Annotated in this window: 9 protein-coding genes, 3 tRNA genes, 3 rRNA genes and 2 pseudogenes; 9 read left to right on the top strand and 8 right to left on the bottom strand. The window is 63.6% G+C overall.

What is annotated here, in order from left to right:
• A pseudogene (locus tag DKT77_RS20915) lies at positions 1-281 on the top strand (hypothetical protein); the annotation flags it as partial.
• 513 nt (positions 282-794) lie between these two features.
• Here the strand turns inward: DKT77_RS20915 and DKT77_RS07715 are convergent.
• The 6 genes from DKT77_RS07715 to DKT77_RS07690 form a co-directional block, all read right to left on the bottom strand.
• Positions 795-871, bottom strand: a tRNA-Met gene (locus DKT77_RS07715).
• Between the two features lie 45 nt (positions 872-916).
• Positions 917-1,031 (bottom strand): 5S ribosomal RNA (gene rrf / locus DKT77_RS07710).
• A gap of 95 nt (positions 1,032-1,126) precedes the next feature.
• Positions 1,127-4,030 (bottom strand): 23S ribosomal RNA (locus tag DKT77_RS07705).
• Positions 4,031-4,369: 339 nt separating this feature from the next.
• Positions 4,370-4,445 (bottom strand) — tRNA-Ala (locus DKT77_RS07700).
• 46 nt (positions 4,446-4,491) lie between these two features.
• Positions 4,492-4,568 (bottom strand) — tRNA-Ile (locus DKT77_RS07695).
• 159 nt (positions 4,569-4,727) lie between these two features.
• Positions 4,728-6,192, bottom strand: a 16S ribosomal RNA gene (locus DKT77_RS07690).
• The 16S, 23S and 5S rRNA genes sit together here with 3 tRNA genes alongside, the layout of an rRNA operon.
• Before the next feature lie 706 nt (positions 6,193-6,898).
• Here DKT77_RS07690 and DKT77_RS07685 point away from each other — a divergent pair.
• The 6 genes from DKT77_RS07685 (at position 6,899) to gluQRS (ending at position 13,755) form a co-directional block, all read left to right on the top strand.
• Positions 6,899-8,569 carry a thiamine pyrophosphate-binding protein gene (locus DKT77_RS07685; protein ID WP_109811123.1) on the top strand — a complete coding sequence of 557 codons (1,671 nt, stop codon included), beginning with the start codon at positions 6,899-6,901 and terminating at the stop codon, positions 8,567-8,569.
• Positions 8,553-9,764 (top strand): CaiB/BaiF CoA transferase family protein, encoded by a 1,212-nt coding sequence (locus DKT77_RS07680; RefSeq protein WP_109811122.1) that lies wholly within the window; start codon positions 8,553-8,555, stop codon positions 9,762-9,764. Before DKT77_RS07685 ends, DKT77_RS07680 begins: the two co-directional genes overlap by 17 nt.
• A gap of 103 nt (positions 9,765-9,867) precedes the next feature.
• Complete coding sequence (locus DKT77_RS07675; protein ID WP_420798302.1) at positions 9,868-11,238, top strand: tetratricopeptide repeat protein; 1,371 nt, start codon at positions 9,868-9,870, stop codon at positions 11,236-11,238.
• A gap of 66 nt (positions 11,239-11,304) precedes the next feature.
• On the top strand, positions 11,305-12,543 hold the full coding sequence (locus DKT77_RS07670; protein WP_109811121.1) for an OpgC family protein: 1,239 nt from the start codon (positions 11,305-11,307) through the stop codon (positions 12,541-12,543).
• 134 nt (positions 12,544-12,677) lie between these two features.
• The gene (locus DKT77_RS07665; RefSeq protein ID WP_109811120.1) at positions 12,678-12,881 is read left to right on the top strand and encodes a hypothetical protein; all 204 of its coding nucleotides are present in this window, start codon (positions 12,678-12,680) and stop codon (positions 12,879-12,881) included.
• Entirely contained in the window at positions 12,877-13,755 is an 879-nt protein-coding gene (gluQRS, locus tag DKT77_RS07660) for a tRNA glutamyl-Q(34) synthetase GluQRS (RefSeq protein ID WP_109811119.1), read from the top strand. The genes DKT77_RS07665 and gluQRS overlap by 5 nt, the downstream gene beginning before the upstream one ends.
• Here the strand turns inward: gluQRS and hisI are convergent.
• Positions 13,733-14,095 (bottom strand): phosphoribosyl-AMP cyclohydrolase, encoded by a 363-nt coding sequence (hisI, locus tag DKT77_RS07655; RefSeq protein ID WP_109811118.1) that lies wholly within the window; start codon positions 14,093-14,095, stop codon positions 13,733-13,735. The genes gluQRS and hisI overlap by 23 nt on opposite strands.
• 68 nt (positions 14,096-14,163) lie before the next feature.
• On the opposite strand from hisI, the gene DKT77_RS07650 reads away from it, so the two are divergent.
• Positions 14,164-14,619, top strand: a complete 456-nt coding sequence (locus DKT77_RS07650) for an iron-sulfur cluster assembly scaffold protein (protein ID WP_109811117.1) — start codon at positions 14,164-14,166, stop codon at positions 14,617-14,619.
• Between the two features lie 21 nt (positions 14,620-14,640).
• Here the strand turns inward: DKT77_RS07650 and DKT77_RS07645 are convergent.
• Positions 14,641-15,503: pseudogene (locus DKT77_RS07645) on the bottom strand (LysR family transcriptional regulator); the annotation flags it as partial.
• On the opposite strand from DKT77_RS07645, the gene DKT77_RS07640 reads away from it, so the two are divergent.
• Positions 15,469-15,969 carry a VOC family protein gene (locus DKT77_RS07640; RefSeq protein WP_109811134.1) on the top strand — a complete coding sequence of 167 codons (501 nt, stop codon included), beginning with the start codon at positions 15,469-15,471 and terminating at the stop codon, positions 15,967-15,969. The pseudogene DKT77_RS07645 and the gene DKT77_RS07640 sit on opposite strands and share 35 nt — an antisense overlap.
• Positions 15,970-16,003 lie beyond the last annotated feature (34 nt).

The following is a 16,003-nucleotide window of genomic DNA, read 5'->3' as shown; positions in this document are numbered from 1 at the left end:
GCCTGATGGAGCCGACGCGCTTCGTGTGCATCCGGCGTGTCATGGTGCCGGTGGGGCACAAGTCGTTCACGCTCGGCGGGCGCGCGACCCCGGTGCTCGGCCATCTGACGGGCGCGGCGTTCGAGGACATGCAGAAGCTGCGCGCGCGGTTCCAGGCCGAGCGCGACATGGCGGCCGAGTTCCGCGCCGCCAAGAAGCTGGCGACACGCCCGAACCGCGAGTTTCCCGGCGGCCGCCGCGATGTTCTCACGCCCGCGCTGGTGGCGGGAGGGCACGGCTGATGCGCCCCGCCGACTTCCCCGCCGATCCCGATCGCCTGACCGCGCTGGTCGAAGACGCCCTGCGCCGCGCACGATGCGCGGCCGAGGTCATGCACGACACCGTGCTCCCTGCCCTCGCGCCAGGCGATCGGACGGGGCCGACGCGCCTGCTGCGCGCGCTGCGCGGGAACAGCCTGTTCCAGGGCGAGGGCGAGCGCGCGGCGCTGCAGGGCGATCTCGACGCGATGGCCGTTGCCGCGGCGCCGGTGATGCCGACGCTGGCGGCGCTGGAAGAGATCTACCGTGCGCAGGTGGAGCGTCTTGAGGATCTGTTGACGGGCAGCGATCAGATGGTTGCGGCGAATGCGCTGCTTCGCGAGCTTCTGGGCGCCGTTCATGTGTGGGGGGATGCGGCGGCGCGCGACGGGATGCGGATCGAGATCCGGGGTGCGGCGTCGCACGTGTTCCAAGGTGATGAGAAGACACGACAAAGCGCCCCTTGGGGCGCTTTGCTGTCTGATAGTCAGATTTCGCTGGTTGCGGGAGTAGGATTTGAACCTACGACCTTCAGGTTATGAGCCTGACGAGCTACCGGGCTGCTCCATCCCGCGCTGGTTGTTTGTTTTCATCGTTTTGAGAGGTTGGCGGCTTTCTAGGTTTGGCGATGACCTACTCTCCCACGTCTTGAGACGCAGTACCATTGGCGCGACAGTGCTTAACTGCCGAGTTCGGGATGGGATCGGGTGTTTCACTTGCGCTATGATCACCAAACCGAGGAAGCCGCCTTCATCAGATATTGTTCCAAGTCGGGTACACGTTTTGTGTACGGCTTTTGATTTTGCGGAAGCGCCTGGCTTCTACTGGATCAAATCAAGCCTATCGGACCATTAGTACCGGTCAACTGAACGCATTGCTGCGCTTACATCTCCGGCCTATCGACGTGGTGGTCTACCACGGTCCTCAGGGATACCTTGTTTTGAGGGGGGCTTCCCGCTTAGATGCCTTCAGCGGTTATCCTTTCCGATCATAGCTACCCTGCACTGCGGCTGGCGCCACAACAGGTCCACCAGTGGATCGTTCACCCCGGTCCTCTCGTACTAGGGGCAACTCCTCTCAAGTATCCTACACCCACGGCAGATAGGGACCGAACTGTCTCACGACGTTCTAAACCCAGCTCACGTACCTCTTTAAACGGCGAACAGCCGTACCCTTGGGACCTGCTCCAGCCCCAGGATGAGATGAGCCGACATCGAGGTGCCAAACGGTGCCGTCGATATGGACTCTTGGGCACCATCAGCCTGTTATCCCCGGCGTACCTTTTATCCGTTGAGCGATGGCCCTTCCACTCGGGACCACCGGATCACTATGGCCGTCTTTCGACTCTGCTCGACTTGTCAGTCTCGCAGTCAGGCTGGCTTCTGCCATTGCACTCAACGAGCGATTTCCGACCGCTCTGAGCCAACCTTCGCGCGCCTCCGTTACGCTTTAGGAGGCGACCGCCCCAGTCAAACTACCCGCCACACAGGGTCCCGGATCCGGATAACGGACCGCGGTTAGACATCAAGCGAAGCAAGGGTGGTATCTCAAGGGAGGCTCCACCGCGACTGGCGTCACGGCTTCGAAGCCTACCACCTATCCTGCACATGCTTGGCCTGATGCCAGTGTGAAGCTGTAGTAAAGGTGCACGGGGTCTTTCCGTCTAACCGCGGGAAGCCTGCATCTTGACAGGCAATTCAATTTCGCTGAGTCCACATTTGAGACAGCGGGGAAGTCGTTACGCCATTCGTGCAGGTCGGAACTTACCCGACAAGGAATTTCGCTACCTTAGGACCGTTATAGTTACGGCCGCCGTTTACCGGGGCTTCAATTCGGAGCTCTCACCCCTCCTTTTAACCTTCCGGCACCGGGCAGGCGTCAGACCCTATACGTCGTCTTGCGACTTCGCAGAGCCCTGTGTTTTTAGTAAACAGTCGCCACCCCCTGGTTTGTGCCCCCGGCCCATAGTTGCCTACGAACCGGGCCTCCTTCTCGCGAACTTACGGAGGTATTTTGCCGAGTTCCTTAAATGTGGTTCTCTCAAGCGCCTTGGTATTCTCTACCAGTCCACCTGTGTCGGTTTCGGGTACGGTCTGATGGAGGGCTATTTCCAGGAACCGGTTGGCGGCCGGGTCAATCCGATAAGACCCGACAACGTTTCCGATCCGTCACATCCTCCTGGCCCAGGAATATTAACCTGGTTCCCATCGTCTACGCATGTCTGCCTCGACTTAGGGGCCGGCTTACCCTGCTCAGATTAGCTTTAAGCAGGAACCCTTGGACTTTCGGCGACAGGGTCTCTCACCCTGTTTGTCGCTACTCATGTCATCATTCTCACTGGTGATCACTCCACCGGATGGCTTACGCCCCGGCTTCACAGTAGAGTCCTTGTCTGCGCTACCGCTTCGCTGCTTGGGCGCTTTCGCGCTTCCACATCGGGCGGCATAACAGACACGGACTATGTCACACCACGCTCCGCTACCATGCCTTGCGGCATCCTCAGCTTCGGCTCACGGCTTGAGCCCCGTTACATCTTCGCCGCAGGACAACTTATTTAGACCAGTGAGCTGTTACGCTATCTTTAAAGGATGGCTGCTTCTAAGCCAACCTCCTGGTTGTTTTGGTCGTCCCACCTGCTTTCCCACTTAGCCGTGAATTGGGGGCCTTAGCTGGAGGTCAGGGTTGTTTCCCTCTCCACTACGGGCGTTAGCACCCGCAGTGTGTCTGCCATCTAGTACTCCCGGGTATTCGGAGTTTGGTTAGGATCAGTAAGCCTGTGGGGCCCCATTACCCATCCAGTGCTCTACCCCCCGGGGTATTCGGATGACGCTCTACCTAAATAGATTTCGCGGAGAACCAGCTATCTCCGAGTTTGATTGGCCTTTCACCCCTAGGCACAACTCATCCCGACCTTTTTCAACAGGTGTGGGTTCGGACCTCCAGTACGTGTTACCGTACCTTCATCCTGGTCATGCCTAGATCACTCGGTTTCGGGTCTGATCCATCCAACTCGACGCCCTATTAAGACTCGCTTTCGCTGCGCCTACACCTAACGGCTTAAGCTTGCTGGATAGACCAAGTCGATGACCCATTATACAAAAGGTACGCCGTCACCCCGCAAGGAGGCTCCGACTGATTGTAGGCGTTCGGTTTCAGGTACTGTTTCACTCCCCTCGTCGGGGTGCTTTTCACCTTTCCCTCACGGTACTGGTTCGCTATCGGTCAGTAAGGAGTACTTAGCCTTCGAGGGTGGTCCCCCGATCTTCAGACAGGATTTCACGTGTCCCGCCCTACTTAATACGTCCATTGCTGCTTCGCATACGGGGCTGTCACCCATATCGCCCGACTTTCCAGACGGTTCTGCTCACAACTCTGGCTCGGCTGGTCCCCGTTCGCTCGCCGCTACTAGGGGAGTATCAATTGATGTCCTTTCCTCCGGGTACTTAGATGTTTCAGTTCCCCGGGTTTGCTCTAAAAACCCTATGTATTCAGGTTATTAGTACCTGTTTCACCCCATTATTGACGACCTCGCCACGACACCCCCAACCGACCAAAGGCCGGACCGGAGAGACCGCCGCGAAGCGACAATAATAAAGTGTCAGGTGGGTTGCCCCATTCGGAAATCTCCGGATCAAAGCCTATTACCGGCTCCCCGAAGCTTATCGCAGGTTATCACGTCCTTCATCGCCTCTTACTGCCAAGGCATCCACCAAACGCCCTTCTCGCGCTTGATTTGATCCAGAAGAAGCAAGGCCTCTTCCTGACCCCCGCCTTTTGTGTGCGATTGCTCGCTCGGGGGCTTGAGATCAAAAGTCGTACTTTCCCGGCATTCATCCTGGTTCGTGATGAATGCCATGTTGGTTAGTGTACTTGACTTGGAACAAAACTACGTCGCAACGGCCCGAAGGCCGCGCCGATCTTCCTCACGCGGAAGATCCGTAGCTCTGATGTTGTATCTCTCTAAACGATGTCAAAACCGCGGCCGGAGCCGCGTGTCCGATTGGACGGGAAAGCAAGTCGCCTTGCTTGCCGGTCAAATCGGCGCCGATGATCATGAGTATCCGAAGTTGTTTTGGTGGAGCCTAGGAGGATCGAACTCCTGACCTCCTGAATGCAAATCAGGCGCTCTCCCAGCTGAGCTAAGGCCCCGTAAGGTTGCACCCGACGCCTCTGGTGGGCGCATCCTTGATAATCATGGTGGGTCGAGGAGGACTTGAACCTCCGACCTCACGCTTATCAGGCGTGCGCTCTAACCACCTGAGCTACCGACCCAAGATCCAGACCGGTAGGTCTGCAACTTCCTGAAGAGATATGAGGACGGCCTGGCCGTATATGTCACTTCCGGCCAATTGACCGTGCCTTCGTGAGAAGGACCGTGACTGCTAAGTGTTTCACGAGTGATGCAAGCATCACTTCCAGAAACATCCTTAGAAAGGAGGTGATCCAGCCGCAGGTTCCCCTACGGCTACCTTGTTACGACTTCACCCCAGTCGCTGATCCTACCGTGGCCGCCTGCCCCCCGAAGGTTAGCGCAGCGTCGTCAGGTAGAACCAACTCCCATGGTGTGACGGGCGGTGTGTACAAGGCCCGGGAACGTATTCACCGCGTCATGCTGTTACGCGATTACTAGCGATTCCGACTTCATGCCGTCGAGTTGCAGACGACAATCCGAACTGAGACAGCTTTTTGGGATTAACCCATTGTCACTGCCATTGTAGCACGTGTGTAGCCCAACCCGTAAGGGCCATGAGGACTTGACGTCATCCACACCTTCCTCCGACTTATCATCGGCAGTTCCTTTAGAGTGCCCAGCCGAACTGCTGGCAACTAAAGGCGTGGGTTGCGCTCGTTGCCGGACTTAACCGAACATCTCACGACACGAGCTGACGACAGCCATGCAGCACCTGTCTTGGATCCAGCCGAACTGAAGGAATTCCTCTCGGAAAACCGCGATCCAGATGTCAAGGGTTGGTAAGGTTCTGCGCGTTGCTTCGAATTAAACCACATGCTCCACCGCTTGTGCGGGCCCCCGTCAATTCCTTTGAGTTTTAATCTTGCGACCGTACTCCCCAGGCGGAATGCTTAATCCGTTAGGTGTGACACCGAACAGCATGCTGCCCGACGTCTGGCATTCATCGTTTACGGTGTGGACTACCAGGGTATCTAATCCTGTTTGCTCCCCACACTTTCGCACCTCAGCGTCAGTATCGAGCCAGTGAGCCGCCTTCGCCACTGGTGTTCTTCCGAATATCTACGAATTTCACCTCTACACTCGGAGTTCCACTCACCTCTCTCGAACTCTAGACTGATAGTTTTGGAGGCAGTTCCGGGGTTGAGCCCCGGGATTTCACCCCCAACTTTCCAATCCGCCTACGTGCGCTTTACGCCCAGTAATTCCGAACAACGCTAACCCCCTCCGTATTACCGCGGCTGCTGGCACGGAGTTAGCCGGGGTTTCTTTACCAGGTACTGTCATTATCATCCCTGGCGAAAGAGCTTTACAACCCTAAGGCCTTCATCGCTCACGCGGCATGGCTCGGTCAGGCTTGCGCCCATTGCCGAAGATTCCCCACTGCTGCCTCCCGTAGGAGTCTGGGCCGTGTCTCAGTCCCAGTGTTGCTGATCATCCTCTCAAACCAGCTATGGATCGTAGGCTTGGTAGGCCATTACCCCACCAACTACCTAATCCAACGCGGGCCGATCCTTCCCCGAAATTCTTTCCCCCGAAGGGCGTATACGGTATTAAACCCAGTTTCCCGGGACTATTCCGTAGAGAAGGGCACGTTCCCACGCGTTACTAACCCGTCCGCCACTAGATCCGAAGATCTCGTTCGACTTGCATGTGTTAGGCCTGCCGCCAGCGTTCGTTCTGAGCCAGGATCAAACTCTCAAGTTGAAATGCCCGAAGGCATATCCTTGACGTTCGAACCTCTGCACATCATCCATTGTCCTACCGCCTCCGGCTACTTGAGGACGAACCCCAATCACCAGAACCCGCAGGCCAACAGACATCTTCTGTTTCTCGTGCATCAGTTTCCGAAGAAACGTGATACCGACAAACAGTGAAGCTGACACTTCATCATCGGACCGAAATCCTAGAAGCGTTGATATGAAAGAGGCTGATCCATCGAACAGACCAAACCGCCCACATATCTCTTCAGATACTCAATTGTCAAAAAGCGCGGAACCCGAAAGCTCCAGAGACAAAATCAACCGTGTGGCGCCAAACTTACCTGGCGCTACCCGATCAACGCTGCCTCAGATTTTCCCCGAAACCTTCCAGCAACCTTAGCCGCCGTCCCGTCCCGGGCCCCGTCAGAGCGTCGCCGCCCCGTCGGTGAAGGGGTGTCTAAACAGACCAACCAAGAGTCGCAAGAGCTTTTTTGAGGCCCGTGTGAAGTTTTTTTGAAATACCGCTCATCCCCACGAAAATGCCTGCTTTCCAAGCAACCGAACAGCCGTGCCGGGCCATGCTGTCAGCCCGCTTTCGCCCTTTTGGTTCGCGACCCGCACTCCTGCGTGTCGCAGGCGACTCGTTGCACGGTAATGGACAAGCCCGCCGGGCATGCTAGCCATGTCCGCACACCGCCCAGGAGCCGCCGATGACTTCTCCCTCCCCCCCTGCCCCCAGCAAGTCCCGCGCGAAGGGCCCGGTGACGACCAATCCCGCTCGCGCCGCCGACCTGCTGGCCCGCCGCCTGTACGATGCCGGCTGCCGCCTGGCTTTCGGGATGCCCGGCGGCGAGGTGCTGACCCTGCTCGATGCGCTGGAACGCGCGGGCATCCGCTTCGTGCTGGTCAAACACGAGAATGCGGCAGGCTTCATGGCCGAAGCGGTATGGTCATTGACCGGCGCTCCGGGCGTTCTGGTCGCCACGCTCGGCCCGGGCGCGATGAACGGCGTGAACGTCGTGGCCAACGCGCACCAGGACCGCGTCCCACTGATCGTGCTGACCGGCTGCGTCGACCCGGACGAGACCGCCCGCTATACCCACCAGGTGATGGACCACGCAGCCGTGTTCCGCACCATCACCAAGGACACGCTGACCCTGACCCCCGCCGCCGCGGGCGTAATCGCCGACCGCGCGGTCAGCACCGCGCTGGCCCCGCGTCCGGGCCCCGTTCATCTCGACGTGCCGATCGCCGTCGCCGCCGCTCCCGCCGGGTCTGTCGGGCCGCGCCGCACGCCTCCCGCCGCCAGCGTGCCCGCGCCCGGCCCGGCACTGGACGCAGCGCGCGGCGCGCTGGCCGCCTCCGACCGGCCGGTGCTGCTGGCCGGGCTCGACGCGGTGTGCGAAAACGCGGGCGCGGCGCTGACCGCCTTTGCCGAAACGCATGGCGTGCCGGTGATCACCACCTACCGGGGCAAGGGCCTGCTGCCCGAAACGCATCCGCTTTCGCTGGGTGCGGCGGGGCTGTCGCCGCTGGCCGACGACATCCTGCTGCCGCTGGTGGCACGGGCCGACCTGGTGATCGCCGCTGGCTACGACCCGATCGAGATGCGCCCGGGCTGGCGCGACGCCTGGGACCCGGCCCGCCAGACGGTGATCGAGATCGCGGCCGAGGACATGCCGCACTACATGCACGCCAGCACCGTCTTTCTGCGCACCGACATCGCCCCGACCCTCGCCGCGCTGTCCGAAGGCACGCCGCCACGCCCGACCTGGCCCGAGGGTGACCTCGTTCACGCTCGGACCGCGCTTGGCGCCGCCTTTCCCGCAGGGGACGACTGGGGGCCAGCCGCTGTGATCGCGGCCGCCCGCGCCGCGCTGCCGGACACCGCAATTGCGACCGTGGACAGCGGCGCGCACCGCATTCTGCTGTCGCAGATGTGGACCTGCACGCAACCGCGCACGCTGCTGCAATCCACCGGACTGTGCACGATGGGCTGCGCGATCCCGTTGGCGGCGGGCGCCAAGCTGGTCGCGCCGGACCGGCCCGTCGTGGCCTTCACCGGCGACGCGGGGTTTCTGATGATCGCGGGCGAGTTGGCCACGCTGGCCGAACTGGCGCTGCCGGTGATAATTGTGGTGTTCGTCGATGCCAGCCTCGCGTTGATCGAGAAGAAACAGCGTGAACGGCAGTTGCCCAATGCCGGGGTGGATTTCGCCGTCCATGACTACGCCGCGATCGGGCGCGCCTTCGGCGGGCGAGGTGTGACCGTAACGGACCGCGCCGCGCTGACCGCAGCATTGGCCGAGGCGCAGGCGGCAGATCGATTCACCGTGATCGCCGCGATGATCGACAGGGGGGCCTATGACGGACGCATCTGACCCGCTCGGCGCGCCCGGTGCCCTCGACGGCCTCGTGGTGCTTGATCTGTCGCGCATCCTTGCCGGGCCGACCTGCACGCAGCTGCTGGCCGATCTGGGCGCCACCGTCTGGAAGATCGAGAATCCGGGCACGGGCGGCGACGACACCCGCGCCTGGGGGCCACCCTACGCGCCCGACGGCGCGGGCGGCGACAGCGACCTCAGCGCCTATTTCATGGCCGCCAACCGGGGCAAGCGGTCGGTCGCGGCCGATCTCGCCGATCCGGCGGACCGCGCGCTCGTGGAGCGGCTTGCAGCGCGCGCCGACGTTGTGATCGAGAACTTCAAGCCCGGCGGGCTGGTGCGGCACGGGTTGGACCACGACACGCTACTGGCCCGCCACCCGGGCCTCGTCTACTGCTCCATCTCGGGCTTCGGGCAGACCGGGCCGAACCGCGACAAGCCGGGCTACGATCTGATGGCACAGGGCTACGGCGGGATCATGTCGCTGACCGGCACGCCGGACGGCCCGCCGATGAAGGTCGGTGTCGGGATCGCGGACGTGATGTGCGGGATGTACGCCACCATCGGCATCCTCGCCGCCCTGCGCCACCGCGACGCCACAGGTCAGGGCCAGCACATCGACCTCGCACTGGTAGACAGCCAGATGGCCTGGCTGATCAACGAGGGCACAAATTATCTCGCCTCCGGCATCCCGCCGCAGCGGCGCGGGAACGGGCATCCCAACATCGTGCCCTACGACGTGTTCGCCTGCGCCGACGGGCATGTCATCGTCGCCGTGGGCAATGACGCGCAATTCGCCCGGTTCTGCGACTTTCTCGGCCTGCCCGCCCTGGCCGAGGACCAGCGCTTCGCCACCAACCCTGCGCGGCTGACCCACCGCGGCGCACTGATCCCGGCCATCGCCGCAGCGCTGGAAGCCCGCACCATGGCCGAGGTGATCGCGGGGCTCGAGTCGCGCCGCGTGCCCGTCGGGCCGGTGCACACCGTGCCGCAGGCACTGGCCAGCGACCAGGCCGAAGCGCGCGGCGCCGTGCTGAGCCTGCCGCGCGACGGCGCGCCCCCGGTGCGCGTTCTGGGCAACCCGCTCAAGCTTTCGGGCACGCCGGTGCGCGCGCATCGCGCGCCGCCCGCCTTCGGCGAAGGCACGCAGGCCCTGCACGACTGGCTGGATCAGCCCAAGAAAGCCCCATAAAAAGCCCTTCCCTCGCACACGGGCGAACACAAACGCGTTGATCCGGCGCTGCGTGGTGGACAACGCCGCACGCCATGCCGACACTTAAGGCACCACCACGCACATGCGGGAGAACGCCGTGCTGACCGACCTCTATGGCTCCGACGTGGCGCTGACCGACCCGCAGGCGCTGGCACGCTGGAACGCTCTTCAGCAGGCAGTTCTGGCGCATGGTGCCGCCGCGCCCGACCACCTGGCCGCGACCCTCGCCGCGGATCCGGGTTTCGGGCTGGGGCACGCGGCCAAGGGGCTATTCGTACTGCTGCTGGGCCGCCGCGAGATGATCCCCACTGCCCGCGAGTCACTGGACGCCGCGCGCGCCGCCGGAAGCCCGACCGCACGCGAAGCCGCCTATGCCGACGCACTCGCAGCATGGCTGGCCGATACTCCCGAACAGGCCGCGCTGCTCATCGAGTCCGTGCTCGACACCCATCCCGGCGACGCGCTGGCGATGAAACTCTCGCACGGCATCCGTTTCATCCTCGGGCAGCGGCGGGCGATGCTGGACGTGCTCGACCGGGTGCGACCGGCCTACGACCCCAAGCACCCCGCCTACGGCTATTACATGGGTTGCCGTGCCTTCGCGCTGGAAGAGAACGGCGCCTATGATTGCGCCCACGCGGCTGGCATGGCCGGGCTCGCGCACAGCGCCGACGATGCCTGGGGCCTGCACGCCGTCGCACATGTCCACGATATGACCGCCAACGCGGCGGCCGGGCTCGACTGGCTGTCAGGCAACGAAGCCGCTTGGGCCCATTGCAACAACTTCCGTTTCCATGTCTGGTGGCACAAGGCGCTGATGCATCTCGACCTCGGCCAGACCGATGCCGTGCTCGCGCTCTATGACACTCAGATCCGGGCCGAACGGACCGACGACTACCGCGACATCTCCAACGCGACCTCGCTGCTGATGCGGCTGGAACTCGACGGCGTTCCGGTCGGCACCCGTTGGGAGGAACTGGCCGACCTCGCCGAACGGCGCACCGGCGACGGGTGCCTGATCTTCGCCGATCTTCACTACCTGCTGGCGCTGGTGGGCGACGATCGCCCGCAGGCCGCACGCACGCTGGTGGCCCGCATCGCCCGCGACGCCGCCGCCGCCCCCACCGACATGAACCGCCGCTTCGCCAATCCCGGCACCGCCGCCGCAGAAGGACTGGAGGCGTTCGGCGATGGGGCCTATGCTACCGCTTTCGCCCGGCTCTGCGCAGCGCGCCCGGCAATGCAGGACGCCGGCGGCAGCCACGCGCAGCGCGACGTGTTCGAAAGGATCACCATCGACGCGGGCCTGCGCGCCGGGCACTGGGGCCGCGTACGCGCGCTGCTTGACGACCGCACGGCCCGGCGCGGCGGGCACGAAGACGGGTTCGCCGAACGTCGGCGCGCCCTGATCGACACGCTCAGCCAGACGCCCGCGGCGCTGTCGGCCGAATGACCCGGCACCTTCGCCGCAGCGCGGAAAACCGCTTGCGGCGGCCCTGATCCGACGGATACTCGCGCCATGAGCACAGCCCACACCAACCCAGCCCCGCACACCCAAACGAACGTCGGCACCTCTGCGTCCGCCCCGGCCCGCGCCGCGGCAACGGCGGGCAGCCGCGACATCCGGCTCGATTTTTTCCGGGGCATCGCGATGTTCATCATCCTAATTGCCCATATCCCGTTCAACCGCCTGTCGAATTACATTCCCGCTCGCTACGGCTGGTCCGACGCGGCCGAGATTTTCGTGTTCTGCTCCGGCATGGCCTCGGCGCTGGCCTTCGGCAAGGTGTTCGTGACCCGCGGCTGGGGCATGGGGCTGGCCCGCGTCGCGTATCGCTGCTGGCAGGTCTACTGGGCGCATGTCTGCCTGTTCCTCGCCGTGGCCGCGACCAAAGCGGCGATCGACCTGTCGGGCGTCTGGCAGGCGTACGGGTCGTTCGACAAGAACTTCGTCGACAGCATGGGCATCACCCGCTTCTTCGACCAGACGCAAGAGGCGCTGATCGGGCTGCTGACGCTGACCTACGTGCCCAACTATTTCGACATCCTGCCGATGTATCTCGTGATCCTCGGGATGATACCGCTGGTGATGGCGGCGGCGCGGGTTCACCCATGGCTGGCGATGGGCGGCTGCGTCGCCGTCTGGGCGGTGGCGCAGACCGGCGCGCTGGACCTGCCGGCCGAACCTTGGGGCGACCGGCCGTGGTTCTTCAACCCGTTCGGGTGGCAGCTGGTGTTCTTCACCGGCTTCGCCTTCATGCGCGGCTGGCTGCCGAAACCTCCGGTGACCACAGGCCTCATCGCCTTGGCGGCGGTGTTCCTGATCGCGTCGGTGCCGTTCGGGCGCTGGCAGATCTGGACACAAGTCCCCTGGATCGAGTCGTGGCGCGACGCCAACACGATCCTCTTCGCCAAGACGGAGGAGGGCATCCTGCGCTACCTGCACTTCCTGGCAATGGCCTACCTTGCTTGGGCGGCGGCCGGACCGGGCGGCGCGCGGCTTATGACCGGCGGGCACGGTGCACTCGCCCGGCTCTGGGACGGCGCGCGCGGGGTGATCCTGAAGGTCGGCCAGCAGTCGCTGGCGGTGTTCATCTTCTCCATGTGGGCGGCGCAGATGCTGGGCTTCGCGCTCGACTTCACGGCGGAACGCGGCTGGGGGCCGACGCTGGCGGTCAACCTCGCCGGGATGGCGATGGTGGTCGGCGTCGCCTACCTCGCGGCATGGTTCAAGTCCGCGCCCTGGCGGGGGCGGTAGCGCCGGCCGGACGGCTTGCCGCCCGGCCCCGGCCCACGCTACCGTCGCGGCGCGCGGGGGGCGCAGCACACTCCTACGGGTCTCCTGAAGGGATCCGACACGCTTTACACACGCCAATGACGAGGGTCCGAACCTTGAACTACCTGCTCGCCATCCTGCTGCCGCCGCTATCGATCCTGATCGCCGGGCGGCCTGTCGTGGCCATCATCACCTTCCTGATCTGGGTGCCCGCGATCTTGTTCTCGGGCGGGCTGACCCACCCGATGTTCATCCTGCTGGCGTGGTTCCTGATCCACCAGTCGGGCACGGCACGGCTGATGCGGGATCGAAAAGATTAGCATAGTCAGTCGCTTCGCGCCCTCGCCTACCGGGCCGCTGCATCTCGGACATGCATTCTCCGCGATGCTGGCACATGACATGGCGCGCGCGGTCGGCGGGGATTTCCTGCTGCGGATCGAAGACATCGACCGCGCCCGTGCCCGCCCCGAATGGGAGGCGCTGATCTTCGAGGATCTGCACTGGCTCGGTCTGCGCTGGCTGCAGCCCGTGATGCGGCAGTCGAACCGCCTGCCCGCTTATGGTGAAGCACTTGATATGATGTGGGAAATGGGACTTCTTTACCCCTGCTCCTGCACACGGCGCGACATCGCCGAGGCGCTGTCCGCCCCGCAGGAAGGAGTGACCCAAGGCCCCGACGGGCCGGTCTATCCCGGCACCTGCCGGCCCGCCACGCCGCCCACCGGACCGCGCCCCGACGGGGTGCTGCGGCTTGACATGGCCCGTGCCGTCGCCCGACTGTCAGCAACCGACATGCCGGAAACACTTGATTTCGTCGAAACCGGGGATCAAACCGACAAGTTCGCCACGTCGCTACCGCTGCCCCGGATGATCGACACGTGCGGCGACATCGTGCTGGCGCGGCGCGGCATGGGGACAAGCTATCACCTGTCGGTCGTGGTCGATGACGCGGCGCAGGACATCACCCATGTCACGCGCGGCGCAGATCTTGGCCCCGCGACGCTGGTTCACGTTCTGCTTCAACGGCTTTTGGGCTTTCCGACGCCGGTCTACCACCATCACCGGCTGATCCGCGACGAGGCCGGAAAACGGCTGGCCAAGCGCGACGATGCCCGTGCGATCCGCCTCTATCGCGACGAAGGGCTGACCCCCGCCGCGCTGCGCGCGCGGCTCAGACTTCCTCCGGCACCATAAGCTCGACCGCGTCACCATCGCGCAAAGCCGTATAGAAACAAGACCTTCTGTTGGTGTGGCAGGCCGGACCGCGTTGCCGGACCAGCGCAAGAAGACAGTCCGCATCGCAATCCAACCGCAGGTCGGCCAGTGTCTGGACATGTCCGGACGTCTCGCCCTTGATCCAAAGCGCCTGCCGCGAGCGCGACCAATAGGTCACCAGACCGGTTTCCAGCGTGCGCGCCACCGATGCCGCGTTCATCCACGCCATCATAAGAACCTCGCGCGTGTCCACGTCCTGTGCGATGCAGGGGATCAGCCCATTCTCGTCGAATTTCAGGCTTTCCGGGTCAAATTCCATCTCGCATCCTTTGCTCACCGCGCAACGCCCGCTATGTAGCCAATGCGATAGCCAAGGGAAACCTGCCCGTGTCCGATTCCGACCTCATAAACCTCTACTCAAAGCGGATCCTCGCGCTGGCTTCTGACATCCCCCATGCCGGGCGCCTGGAGTCGCCTATGGGTACCGCGCGGGTCCGCGCGCCGCTATGCGGATCGGTGGTGACGGTTGATGTGGACATGACGGACGGGCGCATCAGCCGCTTCGCGCAGGACGTGAAAGCCTGTGCGCTGGGACAAGCCGCCGCGTCGGTCGTGGGCGGCGCCGTGATGGGCGCCAGCCGTGCCGAACTGGCGGCGGCCCGCGCGGCGCTGGCGGACATGCTGAAATCGGGCGGCCCTGCACCCGCCGCGCCCTTCGACGGGTTGCAGGTGATGGAGGCCGCACGGGATTTCGCCAATCGCCACGCGTCCATCCTGCTCAGCCTCGACGCGACCCTCGCCGCGATCGACGACACCGAAGCGGCAGGGCAAGGCCACGCCTGACGCCTGCCGTCCGCCCCACCAGCGCAATTGCCCGGCGGCATCTGCGATCAAGTCCGTGGCATGGCGCATCCGCGCCGAAAGCGTGCGGCCACGCCGAACGATCAGCCAAAGCTCGTACCAACGGCGCTTCGGCAGCGGTGCTACCGCAAGACGCGCCTTGTCGGCGAAAGCCTCCACCCCGCTGCGCGGCAGCAGCGTGTATCCGATGCCTTGGGTCACCAGCGCCGAGATCTGCCCGATCCGGTTTATCGCCCCGCGCGGGCGCAGCCAGTCCGACCCCGGATAGTCACCGGGAAAATTCAGCTTCAGCAAGTCGTCGGCATAGGCATACCCGTCGGGATGGCGATGAAGCCCCGCGCCTCAAGGTCGGCGAAGGTCAGCGCCGCGGCCAGCGCATCGGCAGGAAGCACGAGGCACAGTTCCTCGCGCCCGAGATGCCGAGCATCCAGCCGCGCATGGCCGGGGTCGGCACCGAGAACACCAAGGTCGAAACGCCCGTCCAGCACCCCGGCAAGGATATAGGCCTGCGGTGCGGCCTCAAGATGAATCCTCAGATCCGGCGCAGCGCCGATCCACGGCATTGGGACGGGGTAAAGCAGCATCGCGAAAATGCCGGAGCAGGCGATGCGCACGGTCCCCACGTCCTTGTCATCGACCTCGATCGCGGCGCGCATTCGCTTCTCTTCGGCCCGGCGCGACAGACCAAGAGCGAACACCGCCTCCCCCGCCGGGGTGCAGTTGAAGCTTTTCCCCTGCCGCCCGATCAGCGCCTGTCCGACCTGCTGTTCCAGTTTCTTCAGATGCTGGCTGACACCCTGCTGGGTCGTGTTCAGCCGGTCCGCCGTCCGGGTGAACACGACCCGTCTCGCGCAGCTTTTCCATATCGGCCGGTCCGTTCCCGACTCAGATGCCGCCGTCGCCTTCTGCGCGGAGGTGCTGGGCTTATACGTCGTGATGGCCTCGTCCGAGGCGATCGAGGACGACAGCGCCATTGGTGCCATGTGCACCGACGTGTTCGGGCCCGGCTGGGGTTCCCTGATGATCGCGCACCCGTCCACCGCGGAAGGCATCCGGATCGAAATTTTCGAGTGTTCCGGCAACTACGCGCCCGACGGAAAGCTGGACCACAAGCGTCTCGGCACATTCCATTTCGCCGTGCAGGACCCGGATATCGAAGGGCCTGCCGCGCGGATCGTCGCCGCCGACGGGCGACAATGGATGCCGGTGCGCGAATACTATCCCGGAAAGAAACACGTTCGCATGGTCTATGTCGAGGATCCCTTCGGGATCGTCTTCGAACTCTGGAGCCACGGCTACGAGCTTATATATTCCGCCGGTGCCTATGCCTGAAGGGACGCCACAGCAGCGCCGCATGGGCCATGAA

The organism is Meridianimarinicoccus roseus, assembly GCF_003172915.1.
Taxonomy (GTDB): Bacteria; Pseudomonadota; Alphaproteobacteria; order Rhodobacterales; family Rhodobacteraceae; genus Meridianimarinicoccus; species Meridianimarinicoccus roseus.
Note: the sequence above shows the minus strand (reverse complement) of the source record. Positions and strands in the feature narration are given on the sequence as shown.

Coding starts and splice junctions, on each gene's coding strand:
- DKT77_RS07685 (WP_109811123.1), top strand. CDS start 6,899: ATGACTTCTCCCTCCCCCCCTGCCCCCAGCAAGTCCCGCGCGAAGGGC.
- DKT77_RS07680 (WP_109811122.1), top strand. CDS start 8,553: ATGACGGACGCATCTGACCCGCTCGGCGCGCCCGGTGCCCTCGACGGC.
- DKT77_RS07675 (WP_420798302.1), top strand. CDS start 9,868: ATGCGGGAGAACGCCGTGCTGACCGACCTCTATGGCTCCGACGTGGCG.
- DKT77_RS07670 (WP_109811121.1), top strand. CDS start 11,305: ATGAGCACAGCCCACACCAACCCAGCCCCGCACACCCAAACGAACGTC.
- hisI (WP_109811118.1), bottom strand. CDS start 14,095: ATGGAATTTGACCCGGAAAGCCTGAAATTCGACGAGAATGGGCTGATC.